Origin of the sequence: Hoeflea prorocentri, from assembly GCF_027944115.1 — a bacterium.
In the GTDB taxonomy this organism is placed as follows: domain Bacteria; phylum Pseudomonadota; class Alphaproteobacteria; order Rhizobiales; family Rhizobiaceae; genus Hoeflea_A; species Hoeflea_A prorocentri.
The window spans coordinates 1379432-1402697 of sequence record NZ_JAPJZI010000001.1 but is presented as its reverse complement, the minus strand read 5'-3'; the positions used below and the strand labels follow the sequence as shown (position 1 = coordinate 1402697).

Annotated in this window: 21 protein-coding genes; 6 read left to right on the top strand and 15 right to left on the bottom strand. The window is 57.9% G+C overall.

The features are described 5' to 3' along the window. The 8 genes from OQ273_RS06460 to OQ273_RS06425 form a co-directional block, all read right to left on the bottom strand. Positions 1–852, bottom strand: a complete 852-nt coding sequence (locus OQ273_RS06460) for a branched-chain amino acid ABC transporter permease (RefSeq protein ID WP_267989650.1) — start codon at positions 850–852, stop codon at positions 1–3. A gap of 11 nt (positions 853–863) precedes the next feature. Then, the gene (locus OQ273_RS06455) at positions 864–1583 is read right to left on the bottom strand and encodes an ABC transporter ATP-binding protein (protein WP_267989649.1); all 720 of its coding nucleotides are present in this window, start codon (positions 1581–1583) and stop codon (positions 864–866) included. Beyond that, entirely contained in the window at positions 1580–2302 is a 723-nt protein-coding gene (locus OQ273_RS06450) for an ABC transporter ATP-binding protein (RefSeq protein ID WP_267989648.1), read from the bottom strand. Before OQ273_RS06450 ends, OQ273_RS06455 begins: the two co-directional genes overlap by 4 nt. 65 nt (positions 2303–2367) lie before the next feature. Continuing rightward, positions 2368–3597, bottom strand: a complete 1230-nt coding sequence (locus OQ273_RS06445) for an ABC transporter substrate-binding protein (protein WP_267989647.1) — start codon at positions 3595–3597, stop codon at positions 2368–2370. A 14-nt stretch (positions 3598–3611) separates the two neighbouring features. After that, a complete protein-coding gene (locus OQ273_RS06440) occupies positions 3612–4433 on the bottom strand; it encodes an alpha/beta fold hydrolase (protein ID WP_267989646.1) in 822 nt (273 codons plus the stop codon). After that, a complete protein-coding gene (locus tag OQ273_RS06435; RefSeq protein WP_267989645.1) occupies positions 4430–5743 on the bottom strand; it encodes a M20 family metallopeptidase in 1314 nt (437 codons plus the stop codon). The genes OQ273_RS06440 and OQ273_RS06435 overlap by 4 nt, the downstream gene beginning before the upstream one ends. Continuing rightward, on the bottom strand, positions 5743–6384 hold the full coding sequence (locus tag OQ273_RS06430) for a cysteine hydrolase family protein (protein ID WP_267989644.1): 642 nt from the start codon (positions 6382–6384) through the stop codon (positions 5743–5745). Before OQ273_RS06430 ends, OQ273_RS06435 begins: the two co-directional genes overlap by 1 nt. Positions 6385–6388: 4 nt before the next feature. Then, positions 6389–6772: a hypothetical protein gene (locus tag OQ273_RS06425; protein WP_267989643.1), complete on the bottom strand. Its 384-nt coding sequence runs from the start codon at positions 6770–6772 to the stop codon at positions 6389–6391. Positions 6773–6855: 83 nt separating this feature from the next. On the opposite strand from OQ273_RS06425, the gene OQ273_RS06420 reads away from it, so the two are divergent. Both OQ273_RS06420 and OQ273_RS06415 read left to right on the top strand, forming a co-directional pair. Further along, entirely contained in the window at positions 6856–7701 is an 846-nt protein-coding gene (locus OQ273_RS06420) for a MurR/RpiR family transcriptional regulator (protein ID WP_267989642.1), read from the top strand. Beyond that, positions 7698–8999, top strand: a complete 1302-nt coding sequence (locus OQ273_RS06415; RefSeq protein ID WP_267989641.1) for a glutamine synthetase family protein — start codon at positions 7698–7700, stop codon at positions 8997–8999. The genes OQ273_RS06420 and OQ273_RS06415 overlap by 4 nt, the downstream gene beginning before the upstream one ends. Positions 9000–9099: 100 nt before the next feature. Here OQ273_RS06415 and OQ273_RS06410 read toward each other — a convergent pair whose 3' ends face one another. The 3 genes from OQ273_RS06410 to OQ273_RS06400 all read right to left on the bottom strand — a co-directional run bounded on the left by OQ273_RS06410 (position 9100) and on the right by OQ273_RS06400 (position 17346). Next, complete coding sequence (locus tag OQ273_RS06410) at positions 9100–13287, bottom strand: translocation/assembly module TamB domain-containing protein (protein WP_267989640.1); 4188 nt, start codon at positions 13285–13287, stop codon at positions 9100–9102. Between the two features lie 57 nt (positions 13288–13344). Next, entirely contained in the window at positions 13345–15261 is a 1917-nt protein-coding gene (locus OQ273_RS06405; RefSeq protein WP_267989639.1) for an autotransporter assembly complex protein TamA, read from the bottom strand. A 336-nt stretch (positions 15262–15597) separates the two neighbouring features. Continuing rightward, the gene (locus OQ273_RS06400; RefSeq protein ID WP_267989638.1) at positions 15598–17346 is read right to left on the bottom strand and encodes a thiamine pyrophosphate-dependent enzyme; all 1749 of its coding nucleotides are present in this window, start codon (positions 17344–17346) and stop codon (positions 15598–15600) included. 211 nt (positions 17347–17557) lie between these two features. Here OQ273_RS06400 and OQ273_RS06395 point away from each other — a divergent pair, with 211 nt between their 5' ends. Continuing rightward, positions 17558–17992, top strand: a complete 435-nt coding sequence (locus tag OQ273_RS06395; protein ID WP_267989637.1) for an HIT family protein — start codon at positions 17558–17560, stop codon at positions 17990–17992. Positions 17993–18070: 78 nt separating this feature from the next. Here OQ273_RS06395 and OQ273_RS06390 read toward each other — a convergent pair whose 3' ends face one another. After that, the gene (locus OQ273_RS06390) at positions 18071–18499 is read right to left on the bottom strand and encodes a CBS domain-containing protein (RefSeq protein WP_267989636.1); all 429 of its coding nucleotides are present in this window, start codon (positions 18497–18499) and stop codon (positions 18071–18073) included. 142 nt (positions 18500–18641) lie between these two features. After that, on the bottom strand, positions 18642–19379 hold the full coding sequence (locus tag OQ273_RS06385; protein WP_267989635.1) for a rhomboid family intramembrane serine protease: 738 nt from the start codon (positions 19377–19379) through the stop codon (positions 18642–18644). Positions 19380–19752: 373 nt separating this feature from the next. On the opposite strand from OQ273_RS06385, the gene OQ273_RS06380 reads away from it, so the two are divergent. Continuing rightward, a complete protein-coding gene (locus OQ273_RS06380; protein ID WP_267989634.1) occupies positions 19753–20364 on the top strand; it encodes a PilZ domain-containing protein in 612 nt (203 codons plus the stop codon). A gap of 422 nt (positions 20365–20786) precedes the next feature. Continuing rightward, positions 20787–21389, top strand: coding sequence for a transglutaminase-like cysteine peptidase (locus OQ273_RS06375; protein WP_267989633.1), 603 nt, complete (start codon positions 20787–20789; stop codon positions 21387–21389). A gap of 152 nt (positions 21390–21541) precedes the next feature. On the opposite strand, the gene OQ273_RS06370 is transcribed toward OQ273_RS06375, so the two are convergent. Continuing rightward, positions 21542–22072, bottom strand: a complete 531-nt coding sequence (locus tag OQ273_RS06370) for a gamma carbonic anhydrase family protein (RefSeq protein ID WP_267989632.1) — start codon at positions 22070–22072, stop codon at positions 21542–21544. Positions 22073–22203: 131 nt separating this feature from the next. Between OQ273_RS06370 and OQ273_RS06365 the strand changes: the two genes are divergently transcribed. Continuing rightward, positions 22204–22956 (top strand): hypothetical protein, encoded by a 753-nt coding sequence (locus OQ273_RS06365; RefSeq protein WP_267989631.1) that lies wholly within the window; start codon positions 22204–22206, stop codon positions 22954–22956. A 57-nt stretch (positions 22957–23013) separates the two neighbouring features. Here the strand turns inward: OQ273_RS06365 and OQ273_RS06360 are convergent, their stop codons facing one another. Further along, positions 23014–23226: a DUF3126 family protein gene (locus OQ273_RS06360; RefSeq protein ID WP_267989630.1), complete on the bottom strand. Its 213-nt coding sequence runs from the start codon at positions 23224–23226 to the stop codon at positions 23014–23016. Between the last annotated feature and the right edge of the window lie 40 nt (positions 23227–23266).

Below are 23266 nucleotides of genomic sequence, written 5' to 3'. Positions count from 1 at the left end.
TCAGGCCCTCCCGAAGAGGCCGTTAGGCCGGAAAATAAGCACAACGATCAGCCCGAGAAACAGCATGAAAGGCGTCCAGTAAAGACCGAGAACGAGCACCAGAAACGCTTCCGCCAATCCGATCACAAAAGCTGCGCCGACGGTTGCTCCAAGCGAGCCAAGCCCGCCAAAGATCACAACGATCATCGCCTTGACAAGCGGCTCTGCGCCAAGGCTTGGCGTGATGAACCGGATACCGCCCAAAAGTACACCCGTCAGCCCGGCAAGCGCCGCGCCAAGACCGAAGGCGAGCGCAAATGTAAGCGGTACATTGATTCCCAGAAGCGCTGCCGCGTCCTGGTTCTGGCCCACAGCGCGCAAGGATCGGCCTGTTGCGGTCTTGGTGGTAAAGGCCCAAAGCGCCAGAAGGATCAACGGAGCCAAGAGAACGATCAGCGCCTCATGGGCCGACACGACCGCGCCGAAGACAGAGACATCACCCTCGACCAATCGCGGCAATTGCTTGAGCCGCGCACCCCAGATTATCTGTGCGGATTTCTCGAGGATGATCATCGCAGCCAGCGTGGTCATCACGGTAATTAGAAGCATGTTCGAGCGGCCGTAAAACGGACGGACCAACAGGAACTCTATGATGATCCCCAGCAAGGCCGCCGACCCAATACCGGCCATCAATCCGGGCCACAGACCGAGCCCCAGGGGCTCGGACACGGTCCAGGCGACAAAGGCTCCGATCATCATCAGCGCACCATGGGCGAAGTTGAATACACCCAGCGTCGTCCAGATCAGGCTGAGGCCGCTGGCCATCAGCGCGTAGAGCGAGCCCAACACGATGCCGGACACGAGGGTTGTCATCAACGCATCCATCAATGCGCCCCCTCTCCGAAATACATCTGCATGATTTCCTGGTGGTCGGGCGCATTGTCCTGGGCGATCTCGCGCACCACTTCACCATGCTCGATCAGGTAGAGACGGTCCGCCAGGGACAAAAGCAATTCCACATCCTGTTCGACCACCACCACGGGCACGCGGGCGGAAATATCCTTGAGCGCAACAGCCAGCTCTTCTTTCAGCTTGGGCGACAGGCCAAGTGTCGGCTCGTCCAGCAAAAGCAGGCGCGGCGCGCACATCAAGGCCGCGCCGATCGACAGCATTTGACGTTCGCCCCCTGACAGGGTTTTGGCCTTTTGCGGTCCGCGTTCAGCCAGACGCGGAAAGAGGTCATAGACCTGCGCAAGGGAGGCTTGCGCAACGGCGCGAGCCGGTTTCGTGAAGGCAGCCATTTCAAGTGTTTCCGCGACCGCCATGTCGCCAAAAAGCGTGTTGCCCTGCTGTGATTGCACCAGGCCTTTCGACACGATGACCGAAGGCCGCGCGCCGGTGATATCCTCTCCTTGAAATCTCACCTGGCCCGCCCGTGGCCTCATCAGGCCGGAGATCACCCGCAACAGCGTTGTCTTGCCATGGCCATTGGGACCAAAAAGCCCGATATTTTCGCCTGCGTTCATATGCAGGCTGAGCCCACGCAGAACCGTTACCGAGCCATAGGCCGCATCAATGCCGGAGACGTCGAGGACCCGCGTCATGCCGCGCGCGCGCCGAGATAAGCTTCAATCACCGCAGGGTCTTGCATCACATCCTTGGGGTGCCCTTCCGCCAAAAGCGCGCCCTGGTTCAAAACGATCAGGCGCTCGGAGACGGCCATCAGGAGGCCCAGCACGTGCTCGATCAACAGGATGGTCACACCACTTTGGCTGATTTTGCGTAAGAGAGCCTCAAGCGCGTTGATTTCGGGGCGGGTAAGGCCGGAGGCCGGTTCATCCAACATCAGGACCTTGGGGTCCATCACCAACGCCGAGGCTATCATAAGCTGCTTGCGTTCATAAACGGACAATTCAGTCGTGTGCATTTCCCGGCGATCCGTGGCGAAATCGACGAAGTCCAGAATGTCTGCCCCCGTTTTGCGCGCGTGACGACCGCCATAAGTCGCCGCGATATGCACCGTTTCCGACGCTGAAAGGTCCGGAAATTCGACATCCTTCTGAAATGTTCGAGACAGCCCCAGTCCAGCTATCTTGTGCGGCGCCAGCGTGTCTATCCTCTGGCCGTCAAACGTGACCTGACCTTCACTTGGACCGAACGGAATGCGCGTCATGAGGTTGAACAGCGTGCTTTTTCCGGACCCGTTCGGTCCGGCAATGCCCAGAAGTTCGCCCGGCTTCACGTCAAAGCTTACATTGTTCACCGCCGTCAACCCGCCAAAGCGCTTGCTGACATTGTGCACGGAAAGAATGGATCGGGTCATGGGAGGCTCTCAAAAACTAGAGCCGGGCTGCACGCGGATGGACACGCGCAGCCCGCCTCGGGAGATCACTTCATCCAGGCAGGTTCAACAAACTCGCCCGTGGCATAGACCGGCGGGTAGAACAGCGCCCGCTCGCCATCCTGGATTTGATAGAACTGCAGGGGGATGCCCTCGTTGGACTGGACCGCCAGATGGGTGGCCGGATCGAAGGACACCATGCCCATGGCGGTTTGGGTGCTGGAGGCTCCGATGGCCTCGCCAATCGCTACACGATCGGCAGGATCGCCCACCTTCTCAAGGGCTGCGGCATAGATCAGCACCTGTTCATAGAGGGCCGCGCCATAGGTGCCCGGCTCGTTGCCGAAAGCGTCCTTGTACTTGGCCATCACCTCTGCCGCACGCGGGTTGGTCGGCGTGTTCAAGATACCGCCGAGCAGGTTGTAGACGATGCCCGAAGACTGCTCTTTCGTCAGTTCAATGAATTCGGGGACGGATGGTGCATATTGGATAAACACCAGGCTGTCGGTCGGGTTTTCGTTGAACTGGGACACGAAAAGCGCAGCGTTGGACGACACGTAATCGGTGTTGATGATGACAGCTGGCTCCGCCTCTCTTACCGTACCCAGGAAGCCGCGCCAGTCGTTGATTTCGCCAAAGGGCAGAAGATCGTTGGTCACGACTTCCCATCCGGCGCCAGTAAAGGCTTCGACCATTCCATCGGCAATCCCTTTGGAGTAGGGATTGTCCGAAGCGATCAGTGCGACCTTTTTGTTCGGCAGGTCAAGTTTCCCGTCCGCCGCCAGCCCTTCTATGACCGGCACGATCTCTGTGTTGTAGCCTGCAAAGGACGGAGTGAGCGACCAGACTGTCGGAAAAGCATCCGGGTCGGGCGCAATAATCCCCTCGGTTTGGGACGAGTTGGCCGAGACCATGTAGATCATCTCCATCTCGGCCATCAGCTCGATCTCGAAATTTGAACCGGAGGCATAGCCCGTCATGATCGCGCCCATTTGGCGGTCGCCCAGCAAACGTTCCGCCGCCGTCGTGACCTTGTCCGCCGCGCCGTCGACGACGTCACCCACGACCAGTTCAAACGTGTGACCCGCGACGCCACCGGCAGCGTTCAGCTCGTCAATGGCGAGCTGGGCGCCATTGACCATCTCCTGACCATCGGCGGCCTGCGGGCCGGAGACGGGCGCCAGAACGCCAATTTTGACCACGTCGGCTGCGGCGAAGCCGACTTGAGCGATGAGACCGAAGGCCGTCGCGGTTGCAAGTAGAGTTCTGCGTTTCATAGTCTTTCTCCCCATTAGGTGATGTCGTTGAGAAATCTGCTGAGATAGGCGTCGAATGTTTCAGGCGCCTCCCAGAAAGGCGCGTGCCCGATGCCAGGCAGGTCGTGGACCTTTTTGTCCCAAAGGTTCCGGTAGGGCAGACGCGCAATGAAATCGTTGTGTATGAAGGCGTCTTCCGAGCCGTTGACGATGGCCAATGGAACCGGTGCGTTGAGTGCAAGCTCCTGTTGGTTCGGCCCTACCCCGCAAGCCAACTTGGCGATCATGAGCGACCGGGCGCGCCCGTCACAGCGGGTCACCGCCTCTTTCAGAAACGAAGCGTAGGGCGCGTTCGGTCCGCAGGTGTTGTGGGCGAAGGCCTCGATCTCCTCGCCGGTCAGGATTTGCTTGGAAGCAATGGAGTGCTCGATGTCGCCGGCGAACCCTTCCGAGACCGCACCTTTGCCCTGGGTGATCGGTGGGGAGCCTGTAATCATGACACCGGCCAAGGCCCTGGTCTGCGCCATCATATCCAGCGCTATGTGTCCGCCGAGCGACCAACCCAGCACAGCATAGCGGTCGATCCGAAGCGCCTGCATCAGTTCGACTGCGGCGGCGGCGTAGCCCTGTACGTTGTACGTGGTGTCCGGGTCGCATGCATCGTCGCTTGCCCCATGTCCGGGCAGATCAAAAGCCACACAGCGATACGCAGCCCCAATCGCACCATCCAACTGGTTACGGAACACCTGATGGGACGTTGAGTTGCCGTGGACCATCAAGAGAGGCTGGCCCGGCCCATCCGTCTCACGATAGGCGAGACGCGCATGGCTGGTGTCTATGTGTTTCAAATCACTCAAGATTTGACCCCGCACATATCCAGAACGGTGGCCGCGATGACCTTGGTCGTCTCGACCAGGCTGTCGACCTCGACGCATTCATTGTCGCCGTGAAACCCGTCGCCGGAGGGGCCGTAAATGATCGGCACCACGCCCTTTCCGGCGTAGTGGGCGGCATCCGTGACCGCTTCAAACCCCTTCAGGAGCGGCGGCTTGGCTTGCAACTGCGTCGCACGGGCCAAAGTGGCCTGCGCCAGCGGGTGATCTTCCGGTGTGTTCATAGGCGGGAAGTGCAAGTCCCAAAGCGACCATTCGATCTTTGGCGGGTTTTCCCGCATCCAGGGGTCCATGCTGGCAAAATGGTGTACGAAGGCCTCGAACTCGGCCTTTACGTCAGCAAAGTCTTCCTGCGGCATGAATTTGTAGTCGAGCACAATGGTGCAGACATCCGAGGTCATCGCAGCATTGGTCATGATCGCCGGATTGCCATCCTCGCCCATACCGGCCCCGCCCATGATCGTGCCGGGGTTGATGGTGGCCAGGCCGGCGGGCATCAGCGGATGGTTGGTCCTGCGGCAGCGGCTTGCCTCAAAATCGCGTAATGCGGCAATGAAGCGTGTTGCAAGCTCAATGGCATTCACCCCCGGCTCAAGCCGTCCGGGCGTGTCGTGCTGCGGCCAGATCATGTTATAGCGCCAGCCCGCATGGGACTGTTTGCCGAAGATGGTGACCTTGGTCCAGTCCAGGCCTCCTTCCGCCGGGATCACGTCACCCCAGGTGGGCTCCGCAATGATCGCGTGTTTTGCCAGATGGCCGCGGTTGACCACGTCAATGGCGCCAAAGCCGCCGGCTTCCTCGTCCACGACAGTGTGGATCGACAAACGCCCTTCCAGCTCAACCCCTGCCCTGCGGATGGCGCGGGCAGCCGAGATGCACGCCGCCACGCCGCCTTTCATGTCGACCGCGCCGCGTCCCCAAATTTTTCCTGAATCCAGCTGGCCACCAAAAGGATCACGCGCCCACGCATTTGCATCGCCCACCGGCACGACATCCACGTGACCACACAGGATCATGCTTTTTTCCTCCGACCCCGGCAAATCCGCCACCACGTTCGGTCGGTTTTCAAACGTCTCGAACCGCTCAATGCCGAATTCCATTGGGCGCAGTTCTTCCTCGATCCGATCCTGCACGTCGGCTTCTCGGTTCAGCCCTTGCTCGGCCTGAAATTTCGGATTGACCGAGGGTATGCGGACCAGATCCTGGGTCAGCGCAACAACATGATCTTTCTCAGCGTCAATTGCCGCCAGAACGGCTTCGAGTGCTTTTTCCATCAAGTGCCCTCCAGTTCCTTAACAAGCTCGGCCGTCGTGACTTGACGGCAATATCCCTTGATTGTGCTGATTGAATTGTCGTGCCGGTCCGTGGAATAGGTCAGGCACGCATCGGTTACCTGCGTCACCAGATAGCCAAGATCGCAGGCGTCGCGGATAGCACTTTCAACACATTGGTCGGTCAGAAGCCCGGAGACGACCAGTTGCTTCACGCCCAGATTACGCAGGATGTAGTCGATATGGGTCGAGACAAAGACTGACGAGGATGACTTCGGCAGCACGATCTCGTCGCCCCTGGGCGCGATCTGATCGATCACCTTCCCGTCCCACGACCCCTTGGGCACGTTGAAGCCAGTGATTTTGTAATCGAGTGATCGGTCGCGCCCGTCCAATGTCAGGCTTTCTATGGTTGTGTACATCACCTCGACCTGCGCTTTGCGGCAGGCCGTCTGAAGCGCCTGCATGTTCGGAACAATGCGGGTGTTCAGCTGATTGAAGTACCAGCCGTATTTTTTGTCGAAGTCGGCGTCACTGCAATCGGCGAACTCGGACCCCTTGGGATGAGCCGAGAAGTTTTGTACGTCGATGAACAAGAGCGCGCTGTGGTGCGGATCAAGCGGGATGTCACGTGACAAGGTCATACGCTCAGGCCTCTACAGTCGATTGAATGGCGTCAGCCAGCAGGTCGGCCCAGACGGTCACACCAGCCGTGTCGCCCAATTGATCGTTGCGCACCTCGATCAAGCTATGCATCAACCCGCGTGGTTCTGCATGGGCCGGAATGAACCAGTCGCTCTCGGGGTCGATCTTGTTGGGTTGATTGATGGCGAGGTTCAGGTCCATGCGCCTGGCCGAGATGTGGTCGCGCAAGGACTGCGCCGCGTTGAGGTCGGTCCCGCTTAAAAGCCCCGGGTGCCGCGGTCGCTGCTCACAGAGCAAAAGGAACGGTACGCGACTGTCAGCATTCAAAACCTCGACTGGCGAGAGGTCGGATTGACTAAGCAATGTTCGAGCAGAAAGCTTGTTCATGTAACATAGCGTAAAGAAAATAAAGCGACAGAGTCAATGAGAATACCATTGACTGAAAATAAATTTCCAGAAACGATGGCACTATGAGCATCCGTAATCAAATTGAAGCGACTTCAGCTTCCTTCACTCGATCCGAGAGAAAACTGGCAACCGCCTTGTTGTCGGACTACCCCTACGCCGGGCTCATCTCGATCCAGGAACTGGCTGAACGCGCCGAAGTATCGCCGCCTTCGATATCGCGCTTTGTGAGTAAAATCGGTTTGGGTGGTTATGCAGATATGCAAAAGCGGTTGCTGGCCGAGCTGCGGGACGGTCAGCGCTCACCCGTTGATCTTCATGCAACGTCAAAACAGATAGAGGGCGGATATCTGACGGGCTTCCTAGATCGCGCCGCGGACCAGATGAACTCCGCAAGCGAAGCCGTCACCGAAGGGCAATTCAATCGCATCTGTGATCTTTTAAACGACCGAAAACGCAGAATATACGTCGTCGGGGGTCGGATCAGCGATACGATCGCACTGATCCTCTCCTTTCACTTACGCCAGTCCCGGGAAGATGTCTTTCACCTTCCGCGTGAGCCCGATGTATGGCCGGAATATCTGTTGCGCATGAAACCCGGCGATATACTCTTCCTGGTCGATTTCCGGCGCTACCAGAGGAACCTGGTTCGCCTGGCCGAACAGGCGAATGCACGACGCGCCAAGGTCGTTTTGATGACGGACAAAGGCTTGTCTCCTGCAACGCGATTTGCCTCCGAAGTGGTTGCTGTACCCATCGACATGGGAACAGTCTGGGACAGTTACAGCACCGCCCTGGCGGTCACAGAGGCCATTGTCACCCGGATTGCAGAGGAGACATGGGGCGAAACACGTGCCCGGATCGAAGCCTGGGATGCGGCAAGAGAAACGATTCTGGAGAACGAGCCATGAGCGATCTGATCTTTGCTGCAACCTGCGATCTCTCAGGGAAAGTGCGCGGCAAGGCCTTTCCATCGCGAGACCTTGAGAAACGGCTGCAACGCGGCGTGGGATGGACGCCAACCAACGTGCAGATCAATTGTTTTGACGGTATCGCCGATAGCCCGTTCGGTGCGCTTGGTGATTTGCTCCTGATCCCGGATGAAACCACTGGCGTCACTGCCGCGCTCGGCACACAGATTGAACGCTTCATGCTGGGCGACATTGTCGAGCTGGACGGCGAACCCTGGGATTTTTGCACCCGCGCTCTGCTGAAGAGCGCATTGACTCGTTTGGAGCAACTGGGCGGGGTGCGTCTGTTAGCGGCGTTCGAACATGAGTTCCAACTTAAGGGTGACAGCCTGCTGGTGGGCGAAGGCTATGGGCGAACCGGGTTCGAGGTGCACAGAGGACTGTGCGAAGACCTGATGACGCAGATTTCTGCTGCTGGCCTCAGCCCGGACAGCATCATGAAAGAATACGGCCCCAATCAATACGAGGTCGTCATCGGCCCCGAGGAAGGCGTGCGTGCTGCCGATGCCGCCGTCATTCTGCGGGAACTTACGCGCTCGGTCGCACGCGCGCACGGAGAGGCCGCAACCTTCACACCGATCCGCGACACCGACAGCGTCGGCAATGGCGTGCATATCCATATGAGTTTCCTCAATCCAGACGGAACGCCCGCCACCTATGACCCGAGCGGTCCGTGCGGGATGTCTCAACTGACCAGTGCCTTTTGCGCAGGTATCCTGAAATATCTCGACGCGATCCTCGCGCTTACGGCACCCTCTGTCGTCTCCTATTTGCGCCTCACACCGCATCGATGGTCGGCGGCCTACAACAACCTCGGCTTTCGAGACCGCGAGGCGTCTTTGCGGGTATGTCCTGTCACCGCCAAGGATCCCGCCAGCGTTGCACGGCAGTTCAACATTGAATACCGCGCCGCCGATGCCGCCGCGTGCCCGCATCTGGCCCTGGCCGCCGTCGTCCATGCCGGATGTCAGGGGATCGAAGAGAAACTGACCGCGCCCGACGCGACAGAGGAGGATCTGTCGCTCCTGTCGCCCGAAACTCTGGCCGACCGCGGGTACATTCGTTTGCCTGATACACTGGAAGTCGCACTGGAGCGTTTTGGAGCGAGCGACACGGTAACAGGTTGGTTTCCTGATATGTTTTCCGGCGTCTACCGGGCACACAAGAAAAGCGAGATTGCCCATGTCGCTCAGATGGACACGGCCGCACGCTGCGCTGCCTATGAAAGAACCTATTGATCCTGGCCGCTCGAGCGGATGGATCGCTTAAAACCCTGTTGGCGAATGACAAACACCGTCACCGCGTGAATTGATGATCCATCAGCTAAGGCTGAAGGTTCTAGTAGTCGCGCTCAAAGAACAGGCCGGCCTTTGAGTTGCCGTCCATATCCGCTTCTCCGCGCGCCTTGAGATTGTCGGTGATGTCCAAATCGATGGTCACCCGGCCGGAACCTCCGGACAATCCCTTTTCCACATTAAGATAGGTGCGGTCGTTCAGATACCGGCCGACACCAACCGATGTGCCGCCATCCGCATCGTCGGTGTTGATGTCAATATCGGCGAGCCCGCCGAAACCACGCAGCCGATCGAGAATGCCGCCGCGATTGTTTGCGCCCCCAAGGGACGCCACGGCATTGGCAAGCTGGGCGATCTGGACAGCGGAGAGGTTGGACAGGTTCTTGCCAAAAAAGAGGTTGGCGAGGATTTCATCCTCGGGAAGCGACGGCGAGGACTCAAACGAGATATCCGGCTGGGACGCCGTGCCGGTGACGACAATCGAGTAGGATGTTCCGCCTCGCGTCGTCGTCGTGGTGAAATTCAAGGTCGGGTCGAGGGGGCCGGCAAAGGTGATCGTTCCGTTGCTGAAGTCAAACCGCTTCGTCAGAATGTCGATCCGGCCTCTGATCATGGAGTATGTGCCGCGCACGCGCGGCGCGCTGCTCGTGCCGGTAATGTCGACCGATCCGCCGAATTCGGCGTCTATACCGCGCCCGCGAAGAAAAATACGCGCTGGCGAACTGACCGAGATATCGAGAAAAAGTCCGCCACCGGAGCCGTTGCCGCTTGCCTGCACGTTGCGTGGTTCGAGTTCGCGGGCCTGCTGTTGAACGCTCCGCGATGCCCCGACATGTTTGACATCGATAAAGGGTATCGACGCCGGAAGGCGATCGGGAATGCTGATATCCGTCCGGTCCAGCGAAATCGATCCACCGATCCTTCCTGAACGCAGCAACTCGCCCTCAATCTTCAGATCTGCGTCGAATTGCGCGGTCACGATCTCGCTGTTCGTGTAGGTGCCGTTGCTGACCGTCAGTGAGATATTCGCCGGAAGACCGCTTGCAGGATTCGTCCCGACCGACCCCGCCATCGAAACCGTACCGCCCGTCCCGAGCCTGCCGGTCAGTTCGACAATACGCGCCGTTGTCCCGTCGAACGAGATTGTCGCGTTGATCTCGCGGACGGTCAGCGAGGTATTGGACTCGACAAAATCCGCCCCGGCGGTCGTAACGGTGCCGTTGATGACAGGGCTGGCGGCCGTTCCGGTGACGCTCATGGCAACCCTCGCCATGCCCTCCAGCTGCACGCCTGAATCGGCGGCCGGCAGGGTCGCAAGCTCCAGCGGTGCATTACCGTTTATTCTCAGATTGATCGCCCGTTGTCCCTCGATGCCGACCGTCCCGTCAACGTTGAACTGCACGCCGCTGCCAAGCACCTGGGTTTTCGTTGTCAGCGTATTGGACGCAAGATTGCCCGAAGACTGAACCGAAAGCGTCGGCATGCGAACACCGCGGCTTGCCTCTACGGAAAAACCGGCAATGGCGAGATTGTAGTCGACAAGCGGGTCCGAAGCCGAGCCGGATACGGTCGCTTTTCCCGATAATGTGCCGCTTTGACCAAGGCCTGTGGGAGCAATGCTCTCAAAAAGCGCGATCGGAAACTGGCTGACCGCAATGTCGAATGCAAGCTGGTCCTGCATCTTGCCACTGACAACGACCGTACCGCTTCCGACTTTCAGCGTGGCAGTCTCCACATGCGTTGCATCTTCAGAGACTGTCAGCGAAACCGGCTCCGACAGGCTGACAGGTATGGAGCGGAAGGTCGCGCTCGCCTTTGAGAGCGTGACGGTCGTCGCTCCATTTGCGGATGAAACATCGCCCTCAACGGACAAGGGCGCATCATAGACCCGGGCGGAAACGGAAAACGGGATAAGGTCGCTGCCGCCTTTGGCGGTGGCCTTCACATCATAGGCGGTCGTCCCCGATACCTCGAGTGTCGCGGCGGTCGCGGAAACATCGACGGATTGCGGTGAGGAAAGGTCCTGAAGAGACGCCTGTACAGAGACACCCGATGCGGCAACCGCGCCGGCTGAAAATTCTCCTGCCTCGAAATCAGCTTTGACCGACTGTTTGCCATCCGATCCGGCAAATATGACCTTTCCGGACATCGCACCGGACAATCCCTCCTGCAGCATCAGAGGGCCAAGCTCGGCCAGAGAGGTGACATTGACGTCCATTGCGCCGGTCAGAAGGCCTGCCGCATCCGCGTTGAGGCTTCCGGTCGCCGTTGCACCCGGCACTGTCAAATCCAGGGTGTCGACAAGAGGCGCGCCGTTTGCATCTCTCGTCAGGCTTGCGGAAATCGAAACGAGCTGGTTTTCATAGCGACCGTCCACCTTGAGATTGGCCGAAGGCTGCGCAGCAGAGGCAACGCCCCTGGCGACAATCGACAGGCCTTCCAGAGGTTTGCCGGCAACCGATATCTCGGCGCCCTCCGCCTTAAGATCAAAGTTCGGCGCATCCTGCGGACCCGACAGATCGAGATCGACGTTGACGCCGCCCTCCAGACCGCCGGCGACCCTGGAAAGGTCCATGATCGATGCCTGCACGCCGAACTCCAATGAACCGTTATCGAGTCGCCCGTTACCGTTGGCCTCCAGGTTCTGGCTCTGCACATTGAGATTTGTCACCGTCAGCGCGCCGGGTTCCGTTTGCGCTATCTGTCCGGATATCTTCACCTCTGACTGACCAAGCACCGGGACGAGTTGGTCGTCTTCGGTCAAGCGCAGTTGCGCCTGTGTTTTGAGATCAAAAGAACGCTCGGCGAGATCGGCGCTGCCGCTTGCGCTGGCATCAAGACCGGAAGCCTTTAAATCGAAGCGTGAGATATCGACCTGCATACCCTTGAACGCCGCCTCGGCTGACGCGCTCAGTGAGCCGGAAAGAAGATTGTCGGCCATATCCTGACCGGTTTTCAGCGACTGTGACGCCAGTTCCAGATTGGCATCGCCGCTGCCACGAAGAAAATTGACGTTGGAAGAACGTCCGGAAATTGTGGCGTTTTCGACCGAAAAGGCATCGGCGCTCAAGGATCGGACCGAACCGTCCAAAATCCACTCGGCCTTCTCAAGGCTTCCTTTCAGACTGGAACGGACAGACACCTGTCCGACATCGACTGTACGATCATCGCCCAGCGAAAAGGCCACCAGCGCATTTTCTTCACCGAAAGCGATATCGGCACGAAGATCGACGCTGTCATCATCCGGCAGCACCTGGCCCGACGCCTCGAGCGAAAGGAGCGCAGACTTTGCCGATAGCTTTCCGATACGAACCGTTCTGCCATCGTCACGCTCAATATCGAGATCGATACTGGTGTCGCCGGCAAAAAGCGGAGCCACATCCTGAGGCATCAGCCGCGCCAGATATCCCTTGAGCGTGCCTTTAACGGCCTGCCTTTCCTCGCTCACCGACAGCGAAACATCGCCTTCGACCGTTCTTTCTCCATCAAGGCTGACCGCAAGCGTTCCGTCCCAGCCATCAAGCGGACCGCTTCCGGCGATGTCGATATCAATCGCTGGCAGGCCATGAATATTGAGAAGTCGGGCAAGAAGGCCGTCCGAAGGCTCCTTGGCCGTAAGATCCAGATCAAGCTCATTTGTTTCGGGTGCTACCTTCCACTGCGCCGAGACTTCACCGGACGTGCCGTCGATGCGCACCACATCCAGCATACCTGAAAGGTCTACGGGAGCATCCCTCAGCAGAAGGTTCCCCGTCAACTGCAGCCGGGCCGCTTCACCAAGAAACGGCTCCGCCAGATTGATCGACCGAATGAAGATATTGTCCGCCACGATGGTGACCGCAGGCAGGCTGGGAGGACCGGTATCGGATGCTGCGTCCTGATTGCCGGCAACCGGCTGCCTGGAAACCGCAAGTTCTGTCACCGAAAGCCTGCTGATATCGACCGTACCGGTCAGCAATCTGCCAAGCGCGATATCGGCCTCGATGCCATCGGCAATCAACCAGTCGCCCTTTTCATCCGCGATGGTCAGCTTGCCGATCTTTGGCGTTCCACCGAGCACACCCGATAGATCAGTCAAAGCAACTGCCCGCCCCTGACCGCTTGCAACGGAACCGATCATTGAGGCTGTCATGGAAAGACCCGGACCTGTGCCCAGAAGCGCAAGGACACACAGGAACAACACGACGATGACGCCGGCAAGGACTGTAAGAATGCGTTTCACGCTCTTCATCGGAACCGTTCGCTCATGGGATTCGCCGGTCCATTATAGCGCATTGGCACCGCCAACCTAAAACGCCTGACCAAGGCCCAGATAAACTCCAAAATCGGGATCGCCGCTGATCTTGTTGAGCGGAACGCCCAAATCGACGCGCAGCGGACCAACGGGCGTGAGATAGCGTATCCCTGCCCCGGCGCCGGTAAACCACTCGCCGCCCTGCCCGGGCGTTGACGAGGTGAACGCGCCGCCACTGTCGATAAAGGCCGCAAGGCCGATGTTTTCCGTCACGCGCAATCGCGCCTCAATGGAGGTTTCAACCAGTGACAGCCCACCCGTCGGCTGACTGCCCGAACGCGGTCCAGCCGACTGGAATTCATATCCACGGACAGAGCCGCCACCGCCGGCATAAAACCGCCGGTCTGCAGGCACCTCCGAAAGGTCGGCGCCAAAGATGGACCCGACGAGCACCCTGCCCGCCAGAACAAAGGAACCGGAGCTGTTGAGCGCGCGGTAGACACTCAAGCCGGCCTGCGTCTTGAAGAAACTGTCACCATTGTGAACGTCATAGGTCGGCTCCGCCGACAAAAGGGCCCTGTATCCGGTTGTCGGGTTCAGTCTGTCGTCTCGCGTATCGCGAATCAGTTCCAGTGGCACCGAAACCAGAACGCTGGTTGAAGGACCGTCCGTGTCCTGGAAGCGCGCATATTCGACGTCAAGATAGGCGGAACCGGTCAACTGGTCGTCAAACTCGCGCTCCAGCCCGGCATTGGCACTGAAGGAATGCTTCTTGAACGCATCGGTATCCTGATACTGCGCTTCCAGACGGGACTTGAAAGATGTCGTTGGCCCCCAGACACCTGGTTTCGTAAAAGTCGCAGCGACATGATAATCGAGGGACGTCGAAAAATTGGACCGACCGATACCGGAAACAGCACCCTCAATGCGCAATTGCTCGGCCCGACCGAAAAGGTTCCGGTGCGTCCAGAAGGCCTCCGTCCCAAGACCGTCTTGCGTTGCGGCGGTGACACCGGCACCAATCGTTCGTGGTTTGCGTTCGCTGACTTCAATGGAGATGGAAACGGAATTGTCGGGTCCCGGTTCTTCCGATTCCACGATAACAACGCTGTCGAACACGCCAAGACCGCGAAGCCTCTTGCTTGCATCCGATAGCCGCTTCGGGCTGTAAACAGTGCCCTGCGGTATGTTGGCCTGCTGGATGATAAAGGCCGAATCAACATCTTCGGCACCCGAGACCGTGACGGGACCAAAAATTGCCAGCGGTCCGGGGTTCAGCCGCACATCAACCTCAAGGGTGCGGTTTCGGTGGTCGGCAATCATGTCGCGGCTGGCGATCCTGGCAAAGGCATAACCATCGTCGTGCCATGCCGTGACCAGCTTGCTCTCCGCATTGACGACCGTCTCCGACTTGGCCGGCTCCCCGACAACAACCCCGAACTGGGCAAGATCGATCGTATCGCCAGTGGTCGTCCGAGCATCTGCCCGGGCGAAGGTGAACTCCGGCCCGGCATCCACATCGATGTGCACACTTGCCGGCGCACCGCGATTTAAAACGGCATCGATCGGTACATTCTCGAACGCTGTGCCATTGATCAGAATGTCGACGGTGCCGCCGTAAAGGGCTTCGGAATAAAGCGCCGCAACGAGGCGGCGTTTGTCATTCTTGGCGCGGGTAAGAAGGCCGATCGTTCCGGAAGGCGGCGAGTCTTTTTTTGTTACCAGAAGCGAAATGGAGTTCAGCAGCTCCCCCAGCTCAGCATCGTCGTCCACAGACAGATGGACGTCATAGGGCACTGCGTCGGGCACCTCTTCTGCGGCTTCCTTGGCGTCTTCGCTACCCCAGAGCCGGATACCGAAAATCTTGAAGGCGGCCGCCTGACCGGGAGACAGGGTGACAATCAGCAACGCCATGGCGAGGGAGAACGCCATTGCCTTCATTGCGGTCAAGGAGCGCTGATCGCCGTTCATGGACCCTTCTGCAGGCAAGGCTGATACTCGCTTGTTGGACGGACCTTCAAACGGTGAAGTCCAAAAACGCGCCGCAATCGGCCTGCAATACCCTTCCTCACTCAAGCGGTCATTGCCGCGCGCAGGTGCGGCAATGCTCGATTTTCGACCCGGAAGAGGCATCGCAACCAGTTTCCGGAACGCTGCACTTATCCGAACCGGGCAATGTTCTACCCGTCACAAAACCCGGTTGCCAATGATAGGCGCCAATCGTCACCAAATCCTAACCGAATTCCATAAGCAATTGTTAACGCATATCTTCACGGAATTCGAGCATCCATTACAATCCAGTAACGATCACAAAGCGGCTTTGATTTCTTCTTTCCAGTTGTCCCACTGTTTATGATCGCCCTTGAGCCCAAGAATACCTTCCTTGATCTTGACCATTCCAAAGCCCCAGGCCTGCTCGACTGAGACATGCGGCGGCATGACGAGTTCACCGGCGGTGACAATCGCGTCGATTAAGAAGGGTTTGTCCGAATCAATCGCGGCCTTGATCGCCGGCATGATATCCTTGGCCCTTTCCACCCGGACCCCATCACCGCCGCATGATTTTGCGTATTCGGCGAAGTCCGGATTGACGAGATGCGTGGCCTCGGCGTTGTAGGCATAGCCGCCGACCTCCATCTCCATTTTCACAAAGCCCAGTTCGCTGTTGTTGAACACGATGACTTTCAAAGGCCATCCGTAACGCACCGCAGTCACGAAATCCTGCATGGCCATGCCAAAGCCGCCATCGCCGCACAGGGCCCAGACCTGGCGCTTCGGGTCCGTGGCAACGGCGCCGAGACCGGACGGCAGACCGGAGCCGAGAGAGCCGTGATTGAACGAGCCGACAAGCCGGCGCCCGCCCTTCAACCGCATTTGCCGGGCGATCCAAACGGTGCTGAGACCAACGTCGGCCGCGATCACCGCATCGCTGGCGGCATGGTCGGAAATGGCCTTTGCAAAGAGCTGCGGATGCAGCGGTTCGCCGTCGTTTTCGAGGGAGCCTTGCTTGTCCATGCTTTCCAGCCATTTACCGGCCCATTTGACATGCGTCTTGAGATAGCTGTCATCGCTCTTGTCTTGGACAAGCGGGACAAGCCTTTCGAGCGTCTCTTTCACCGTGCCGACAAGACCCACCGTCACCGAGGCCCGGCGGCCGACATTTTCAACCTTGCAGTCGACCTGGATGATTTCAGGTCCGTCCGGAAGGAACCATTCATAGGGAAAGTCGGTGCCAAGCATGACCAGCACATCACAGTCCCGGACGGCATGATAGCCGCCCGGATTTCCGATCAGCCCGGTCATTCCGACAACCGGCCCGTCATCGTAGTCGAAAATATCCTTGCCCTTGAGCGTATGCGCGACCGGGGCCTTCACCCGCTTTGCCAGGTCGATGATCATGTCCTTGGCGTCGCGGCAGCCCACACCGCAGAAAAACGCGACTTTCTTGCCTTTGTTGATGATTTCCGCCGCTCTTTCGATTTCAGATTGCGGCGGAACAACCGCTGAAGCCTCGGTCACCATGTGATAATGCTTGCGCAGGTTGGGGACCGGCTCTTCCGTCACATCGATGGGCAGTTCAATGCGAACGACCTCGCGACCGATAAGCGCGCGCTGGATGGCGATTTGCGCAAGGCGCGGCATTTGCTCAGGAGAGTTGATGACCGCCTGGAACGCACAGACATCGTCAAACATCTTTTCCAGATTGACTTCCTGGTGGTAGTTGGTGCTGCGCTCCTTGTGACCGATCTGTCCGGTCAAGGCGACAACACCGACGCCCTCGCGTTTTGCATTGTAAAGACCGTTGATCAAATGGAGCGCTCCGGGACCGACTGTTCCCGCGCACACGCCGATCCCTCCAGTCAATGCCGCCTGACTATAGGCAGCATAGGCGGCGTTTTCCTCGTGCCGCATGGCAATCCACTCAAAGCGCTCGTCCCCGCGAATGGCCTCGAGCAGCGGGTTGAGCGCGTCACCCGTCACCCCGAAGAGTTGGCGCGCTCCAGCCACATGCAGGCTGTCCAGAAGCACCTCACAAACGTTTTTCTTCGATGCCATGTCCATCTCCCGTTTGGTCCTGCATTCAACCGGACCAGGATAAGGCGCCGGCAAAGCACAAATTGCGTGAAAACCCATCTTCGCCACTATCTTGATGGTGGATCAAGGCTTTTTGGCACAACAGAGGGTTTGTCCAAGGTGCAATGCTTGACGCAGGCAGTTGCGAAAGGCAATCGTTGCGTGCGCCGCTTCATGATCAGCGAGGATACAGATGACCGAAACGCCCGCCTATGACGATGAAAATATTTTTGCCAAGATTCTGACCGGCGCGATGCCCTGTCACAAAGTTTACGAGGACGACAAGACATTCGCCTTCATGGACATCATGCCGCGCGGCACTGGCCATTGCCTGGTGATCCCGAAGGCGCCCGCCCGCAATATTCTCGATGTCGAACCCGCGGACCTCGGCCATGTGATGGCCAGCGTTCAGAAGATCTCGCGCGCCGCCATGAAGGCGTTCAACGCCGACGGCGTCACCATCCAACAATTCAACGAGCCGGCGGGCGGTCAGGTCGTGTTCCACCTCCATGTTCACGTCATTCCGCGTTTCGACGGGGTAAAGCTCGGACCACCAGCAAGCACCATGGAAGAACCGGATGTGCTCAAAGCCAATGCCGAAACGATTAAGGCTGCCCTGGACGGCTGATCAATCATCACGCACCGGCATCAATAAAAAGGCGGCCGCAACGCGTCCGCCTCCAATTCTCCGCCGTGAGATCGAAAATCAGCTTGCAATATAAGCCTTTATCTCTTCGGCTTCACGTTCCACCTGTTCGATTTTCATGCGCACGACATCGCCAATGGACACGATGCCGCCGATTTTTCCGTCAACTTCGACCGGAAGGTGCCGGAAGCGTCCCTGCGTCATCATTTCCATAAGCTGATTGACCGTGTGGTTGTCGTCGCACACTTTCACGCTGGATGTCATGACCGTCGAAACAGGATTTTCGAGAATAGCCGGCCCCTTTTCGGCAATTGACCGCACGATATCGCGCTCGGACACGATGCCGCAGATCTTGCCTGACGTATCCACGACAACAATCGCGCCGATCTTGTGCTTGGATAGTTGTCTGCCGGCTTCGGCAACGGTGATATCCGGCCCGACGGTAAAAACATCCCGCCCCTTTTGATCCAATATCGCTTTAACTGTCATCGTGACCTCCTTTTCGCGCCGTACGCCGCCAAGCGCACGCCCAGATTGTGCACTCTGTTTTTCAATAGGGACATGGTGCGCGCACTGAATGTGAATTGCAAGTCATTGCCCGGTCACCGTGAACCGTCCGGATGTGTCGCCTTCAGTGTCGCGGTTGAACGTCAAACAGCGGAAAAAGCAGGAACCCGAAGATGAAGCCGCCAATATGCGCTTCCCAGGCAATTTGTGCCCCGTCGCCCGCTCCCGCCGCAAAACCAAAGGCCGCGAGCGCATTGATCCCGAACCAGACGGCGACATAGATGAGAACGGTTTTATTGCCCATCGCCTGCGCCAATGTCAGACGTGGCAAAAGATGCGCATCGGTGCGGTTGAAACGCCCGCCGGACGGAAAGGCAAAGCGGGCGGCAGCCCCCATGAGGCCCGAAACCACACCGGATGCACCGATCATTGGCACATTGCTGCCCTGGTTCATCAGCCAGTAAAGCCCGGCCGATGCGACGGCGGAAAACAGCCAAAAGACAAGAAAACGCCCTGTTCCAATCCGGCGCGCCACAACCGCACCAAAGGCCATCAGCCATATCGAGTTGACGATGATATGGGCAAACCCGCCATGCAGCAGTGAATACGTCAAGGGCGTCCACAACCAGGCAAGGCTCTGCTCGCCCAGATCGATTGAGTAACGAACCGGAATAAAACCGCCCTCGATAACGACCTGAAGGTTTTGCAAGCGGCTCAGCAAAAAGTCGCGCACCAACTGCACCAGCCACATGATCGCCAGCACCCAGACAATCACCGCGGGCAGGTTGAACATGGGCTGCCTCGCGCCGGGACCGCCCGGTCCAGCCCCTTCCGGTTCATCAAGCGCGCGCTGAGTGGTCATTTCAACTCCTGGAAAGATTGCGGCGCCTGCTTAGCATACCGGCAGCTGGCAAAAAAGAAGCCGTTTGACATTGCTGTCAAACGGCTCTGGTCGGGCCCCACCCCACCACGAATTTGTGCTGAATGGCTGTTTTGAAACAACCTGTAGTGTGTTGAGTCCGTTGTGCCATGAGACCCGGGCCCTGGCAATCTAAACCATCCGTTAACCTTAACCGCGGTCAGTTGAACCCCTGTAGACGCGCCCCCGTTCTCAAACTCCCCTAATGCCCCCGGGCAAGGCAAAACCCATAAAAATGAGCGCTAATCTGATTACCGCTTGTTAACCAGAACATCCTATTGTGATGGCACAATTCCAAGGAGCGGACTTAACCCACATGCACTTTGCACGAGGATCGGCACAATCAATTGCCATGGAGCCGGATGAAGACACAGCCTATCAAAACGTTGTGGTCAATCTTCACGGACGGCTGATGTGCGCCGATTTCACCGAATATGAGTGCGTTGCGGTCGAGATGTCTCCCGGTGAAGTCCAATTCAAATGTGCTGCCCTGCCCCGGCTGGAAGAGCGGATCGTCTCCTATATCGATCACATCGGCCGCATTGAGGGTAAGGTAACCGAACTGCTCGACGACGGGTTCCGCATGGCGGTCAGCGCACCGGACAGGAAGCGCCAGAAGCTCGCCGCCCAGTTGACATGGTTTGCCAACAGAAATGAGCTGGGTCTTCCGGAAGACAGGCGGCATGAGCGGATCGTTCCGCGCAACCCCAATGCCGAAATCCGGCTCGCTGACGGAGACACCTATCCCTGTCGCATCGTCGATCTGTCGATGTCAGGCGCAGCGCTCGAGCTGGAAATCCGTCCCGAGATGGGAACCCAGGTGATTCTGGGCACGATGCGGGCCCGTGTGGTGCGCCATTTCGATGACGGCATCGCGATTGAATTCGCCACGATCCAGCCGCCGGAATCGCTCGAAAACTTTATCTGAGCATGACTGCCTGCCCAGACAGGATCCATAGCTACGCGGTTTCCTGAATCCCGAGCACCTCAATTTTCCGCATGAATGCCAAGCCCGTCGCCTCGGGCATTGCGTCCGCTGGACCATTCTACAAACTCGGGCGTCCTAACTGCACCGTCGCAGGCTTTTGCCCGGCACCATGCCGCATGCCGGCAGCGGGGCCTTCCACCAAACTCCAACGATCAAGATTGCCTGGATGCTCCGGTTTCAACGGTGACAGCCCGTGCTGTCTCGCAGTTTCAATTCATTAAAATTTGAATCAAATTTTATACTTATTTTATTCAAAGTAAAATACAAATAATCGAAAGTTTATACTTATTTATACTGCAGATATTTGCGTGATCTAAAAACATAGATGTCATGCTCCCACCAAATCGACGGGGAGACACGACATGAAAACCGCAACACTTTTCAGATCTGCGCTGATAGGCGCAATCCTGACTTTGCCGGTTCATACACAGGCAAATGCGGCCAATATGATCACCACCGGCCTGACGAGCCAGCCAATTGGCCACTATCAGTTCTGCAAGAGCAACCCTCGCGAATGCAGGCAGCGTTCACGCAGTTCGCGTCCCATGAAGCTGACCAAAGTCGCGTGGCAGAAGATGATCGAGATAAACCATTCGGTCAACCAGGCTATCGAGCCGCGGACCGACATGGAAATCTTCGGTGTCGAGGAGTACTGGGCTTATCCTGAGTCGGTTGGGGATTGTGAGGACTACGTCCTCCTGAAACGCCAGATGCTCATGGAAGCAGGTTTCAAGCCGGCAGATCTGCTGATCACCGTTGTTCGCCAACCTGACGGCTCAGGCCATGCGGTCCTGACAGTGCGGACCGACCTCGGTGACTACATCCTGGATAATATGCGCAACAAGGTGCTGCTTTGGCGGGACACGGAATACACCTATTTGAAGCGTCAATCCACGCGCCATTCGGGACGCTGGAAAAGCATTGAACATGGTCAACCGACATCGGTTGGCAGTATCCGCAAGTAGCGCAAAGGGCGTGGGACGGGCACGCCGCGGTATGGATACAACAGCAAATAAGCGGGATACGCATAAGTTTAGGCCACGGTCAGTCCCCACCCTTCCCGTCTCAGACCATGGCCTTGGGAGCCGACGAAAGTCGGCTCCCACCCCCAATTTCACTAGGGATCGATACGTTTCAGCCCATTTGCGAAACGTCGGGCATTGTCCACATAATGGCGAGCTGACCAGCGAAGCATCTCAACAGCTTTCTCATCGAGTTCGCGTACCGGTTTGCCCGGCGATCCGACCACCAGACTGTTGTCCGGTATCTCCTTGCCCTCGGTTACAAGCGCTCCGGCGCCGATCAGGCAGTTATTTCCGATGCGTGCACCGTTAAGGACCGTCGCCCCCATGCCGACAAGGCTGTTGTCGCCAATCGTACAGCCATGCAGCATCGCCTTGTGACCGATTGTGCACCCGGCCCCAACGGTCAGCGGAAATCCCATATCCGTGTGAAGGACGCAATTTTCCTGAATGTTGCTTCCCTGCCCGATCACAATCGGTTCGTTGTCACCGCGCAGAACGCTTCCAAACCAGATACCGACATCGTCATAAACGGTGATCTTTCCAATCAAAACCGCTGTATCGGCGATCCAGTGAAAACCCTCGGGTAATGACGGGCGGTCGTCTCCTAAACTGTAAAGCGGCATTTCGTACCTCTAACTCCATGTGAATGGTGCGACATAGCGCCCGAATTTACCGCCCCTTAACCATAGTCCTGAATGATCTGCGGGAGCCTGTAATCCAGCCAGTAAGCCAAAGAGCGACCGGACCTCTATTCATGAATCAGACAATTCCGTCAACGTCGCCCGGCGAATACGAACCGCTCATTTCACCGGAACTGATACGCAAGGTCCTGATCTGCATCGCTGTTCTGGGAGTACTTACGATCCTGCTGAGCATTGGCGGGCGCTGGATGGGACAGCGCATGGCGACAGCCGGCTTCAGTACCGAAACGGCACCGGTGGCACTGCGTATCGGCGATCAACACCTGGAACTGCCGGCCAATACGATCCGCTTTGAAAGCCAACGTGTCGACGGCGACTATGAACGCATTGAAGCCTATGTCTCATGGCCGGCGCTGGAAGGCTACTCACGCGCGCAAAGTGCCATTTTCAACGGTTCGGGAAATGCTCATCAACTGGTTTTCCTGACAATGTCGGAACGCGCCATGCCACTGGATATGTCGGAGCGCCTCACTTCGGTCTACAGCCGTTTGACAACGGATCAGGCAATTCCTGGTCAACACGGCCTCACCGAATACGAGTTTGATGCCAATACGCGCTATGCCGGCGAATATCTCTATATCGGCGACCGGCCCGGTCAGTCCAAATTCGTGGTGCGCTGCCTCAGAAGCGAGGGCCTGCCCAATGGGGCCCGTGCCTGCATGCGTGACGTCAACATCGCCCCGGACCTGACATTGACTTACCGGTTTTCCCACCGGCTCCTGCCCGAATGGCAAACGCTTGACCGGTCCATCACGTCATTCGTGAAAGGCGCTCTGGCTGCCGGCAACAAGCGCCCCGCCGCCTGACAACGCCTGCCGCAGCTCTTTTGTACTGCCAGCCCCCGAAGCTTCGCCAGGGCGCGATCAGTGCTCGTCGAGATCGATATCCAGGATCGCCATGGAGAAGTTGAACGACAAATCGCCATCTTCATCGTCCCGGAACAGCACGCCCAAAAACTCATCACCGATATAGACTTCGGCTGAATCGTCCTTGCGCGGTCGTGCCCGCACCTGCATCTGTGGATTGAACGTCCGTTTGAAGTAGGAATCGAGCTTACGCAGTTCTTCAGGCTTCAAGTCGCTCTCCGTATTGGTGCCATTCGAACGGTGTCATGCA

Bases quoted from the DNA above. Each gene is read 5' to 3' on its own strand.
- OQ273_RS06425 (WP_267989643.1), bottom strand. From the start codon at position 6,772: ATGAACAAGCTTTCTGCTCGAACATTGCTTAGTCAATCCGACCTCTCG.
- OQ273_RS06420 (WP_267989642.1), top strand. From the start codon at position 6,856: ATGAGCATCCGTAATCAAATTGAAGCGACTTCAGCTTCCTTCACTCGA.
- OQ273_RS06435 (WP_267989645.1), bottom strand. From the start codon at position 5,743: ATGGAAAAAGCACTCGAAGCCGTTCTGGCGGCAATTGACGCTGAGAAA.
- OQ273_RS06455 (WP_267989649.1), bottom strand. From the start codon at position 1,583: ATGACGCGGGTCCTCGACGTCTCCGGCATTGATGCGGCCTATGGCTCG.
- OQ273_RS06395 (WP_267989637.1), top strand. From the start codon at position 17,558: ATGACCGAAACGCCCGCCTATGACGATGAAAATATTTTTGCCAAGATT.
- OQ273_RS06375 (WP_267989633.1), top strand. From the start codon at position 20,787: ATGAAAACCGCAACACTTTTCAGATCTGCGCTGATAGGCGCAATCCTG.
- OQ273_RS06400 (WP_267989638.1), bottom strand. From the start codon at position 17,346: ATGGCATCGAAGAAAAACGTTTGTGAGGTGCTTCTGGACAGCCTGCAT.
- OQ273_RS06370 (WP_267989632.1), bottom strand. From the start codon at position 22,072: ATGCCGCTTTACAGTTTAGGAGACGACCGCCCGTCATTACCCGAGGGT.
- OQ273_RS06405 (WP_267989639.1), bottom strand. From the start codon at position 15,261: ATGAACGGCGATCAGCGCTCCTTGACCGCAATGAAGGCAATGGCGTTC.
- OQ273_RS06460 (WP_267989650.1), bottom strand. From the start codon at position 852: ATGACAACCCTCGTGTCCGGCATCGTGTTGGGCTCGCTCTACGCGCTG.
- OQ273_RS06380 (WP_267989634.1), top strand. From the start codon at position 19,753: ATGCACTTTGCACGAGGATCGGCACAATCAATTGCCATGGAGCCGGAT.
- OQ273_RS06415 (WP_267989641.1), top strand. From the start codon at position 7,698: ATGAGCGATCTGATCTTTGCTGCAACCTGCGATCTCTCAGGGAAAGTG.
- OQ273_RS06430 (WP_267989644.1), bottom strand. From the start codon at position 6,384: ATGACCTTGTCACGTGACATCCCGCTTGATCCGCACCACAGCGCGCTC.
- OQ273_RS06410 (WP_267989640.1), bottom strand. From the start codon at position 13,287: ATGAAGAGCGTGAAACGCATTCTTACAGTCCTTGCCGGCGTCATCGTC.
- OQ273_RS06385 (WP_267989635.1), bottom strand. From the start codon at position 19,379: ATGACCACTCAGCGCGCGCTTGATGAACCGGAAGGGGCTGGACCGGGC.
- OQ273_RS06450 (WP_267989648.1), bottom strand. From the start codon at position 2,302: ATGACCCGATCCATTCTTTCCGTGCACAATGTCAGCAAGCGCTTTGGC.
- OQ273_RS06445 (WP_267989647.1), bottom strand. From the start codon at position 3,597: ATGAAACGCAGAACTCTACTTGCAACCGCGACGGCCTTCGGTCTCATC.
- OQ273_RS06390 (WP_267989636.1), bottom strand. From the start codon at position 18,499: ATGACAGTTAAAGCGATATTGGATCAAAAGGGGCGGGATGTTTTTACC.
- OQ273_RS06365 (WP_267989631.1), top strand. From the start codon at position 22,204: ATGAATCAGACAATTCCGTCAACGTCGCCCGGCGAATACGAACCGCTC.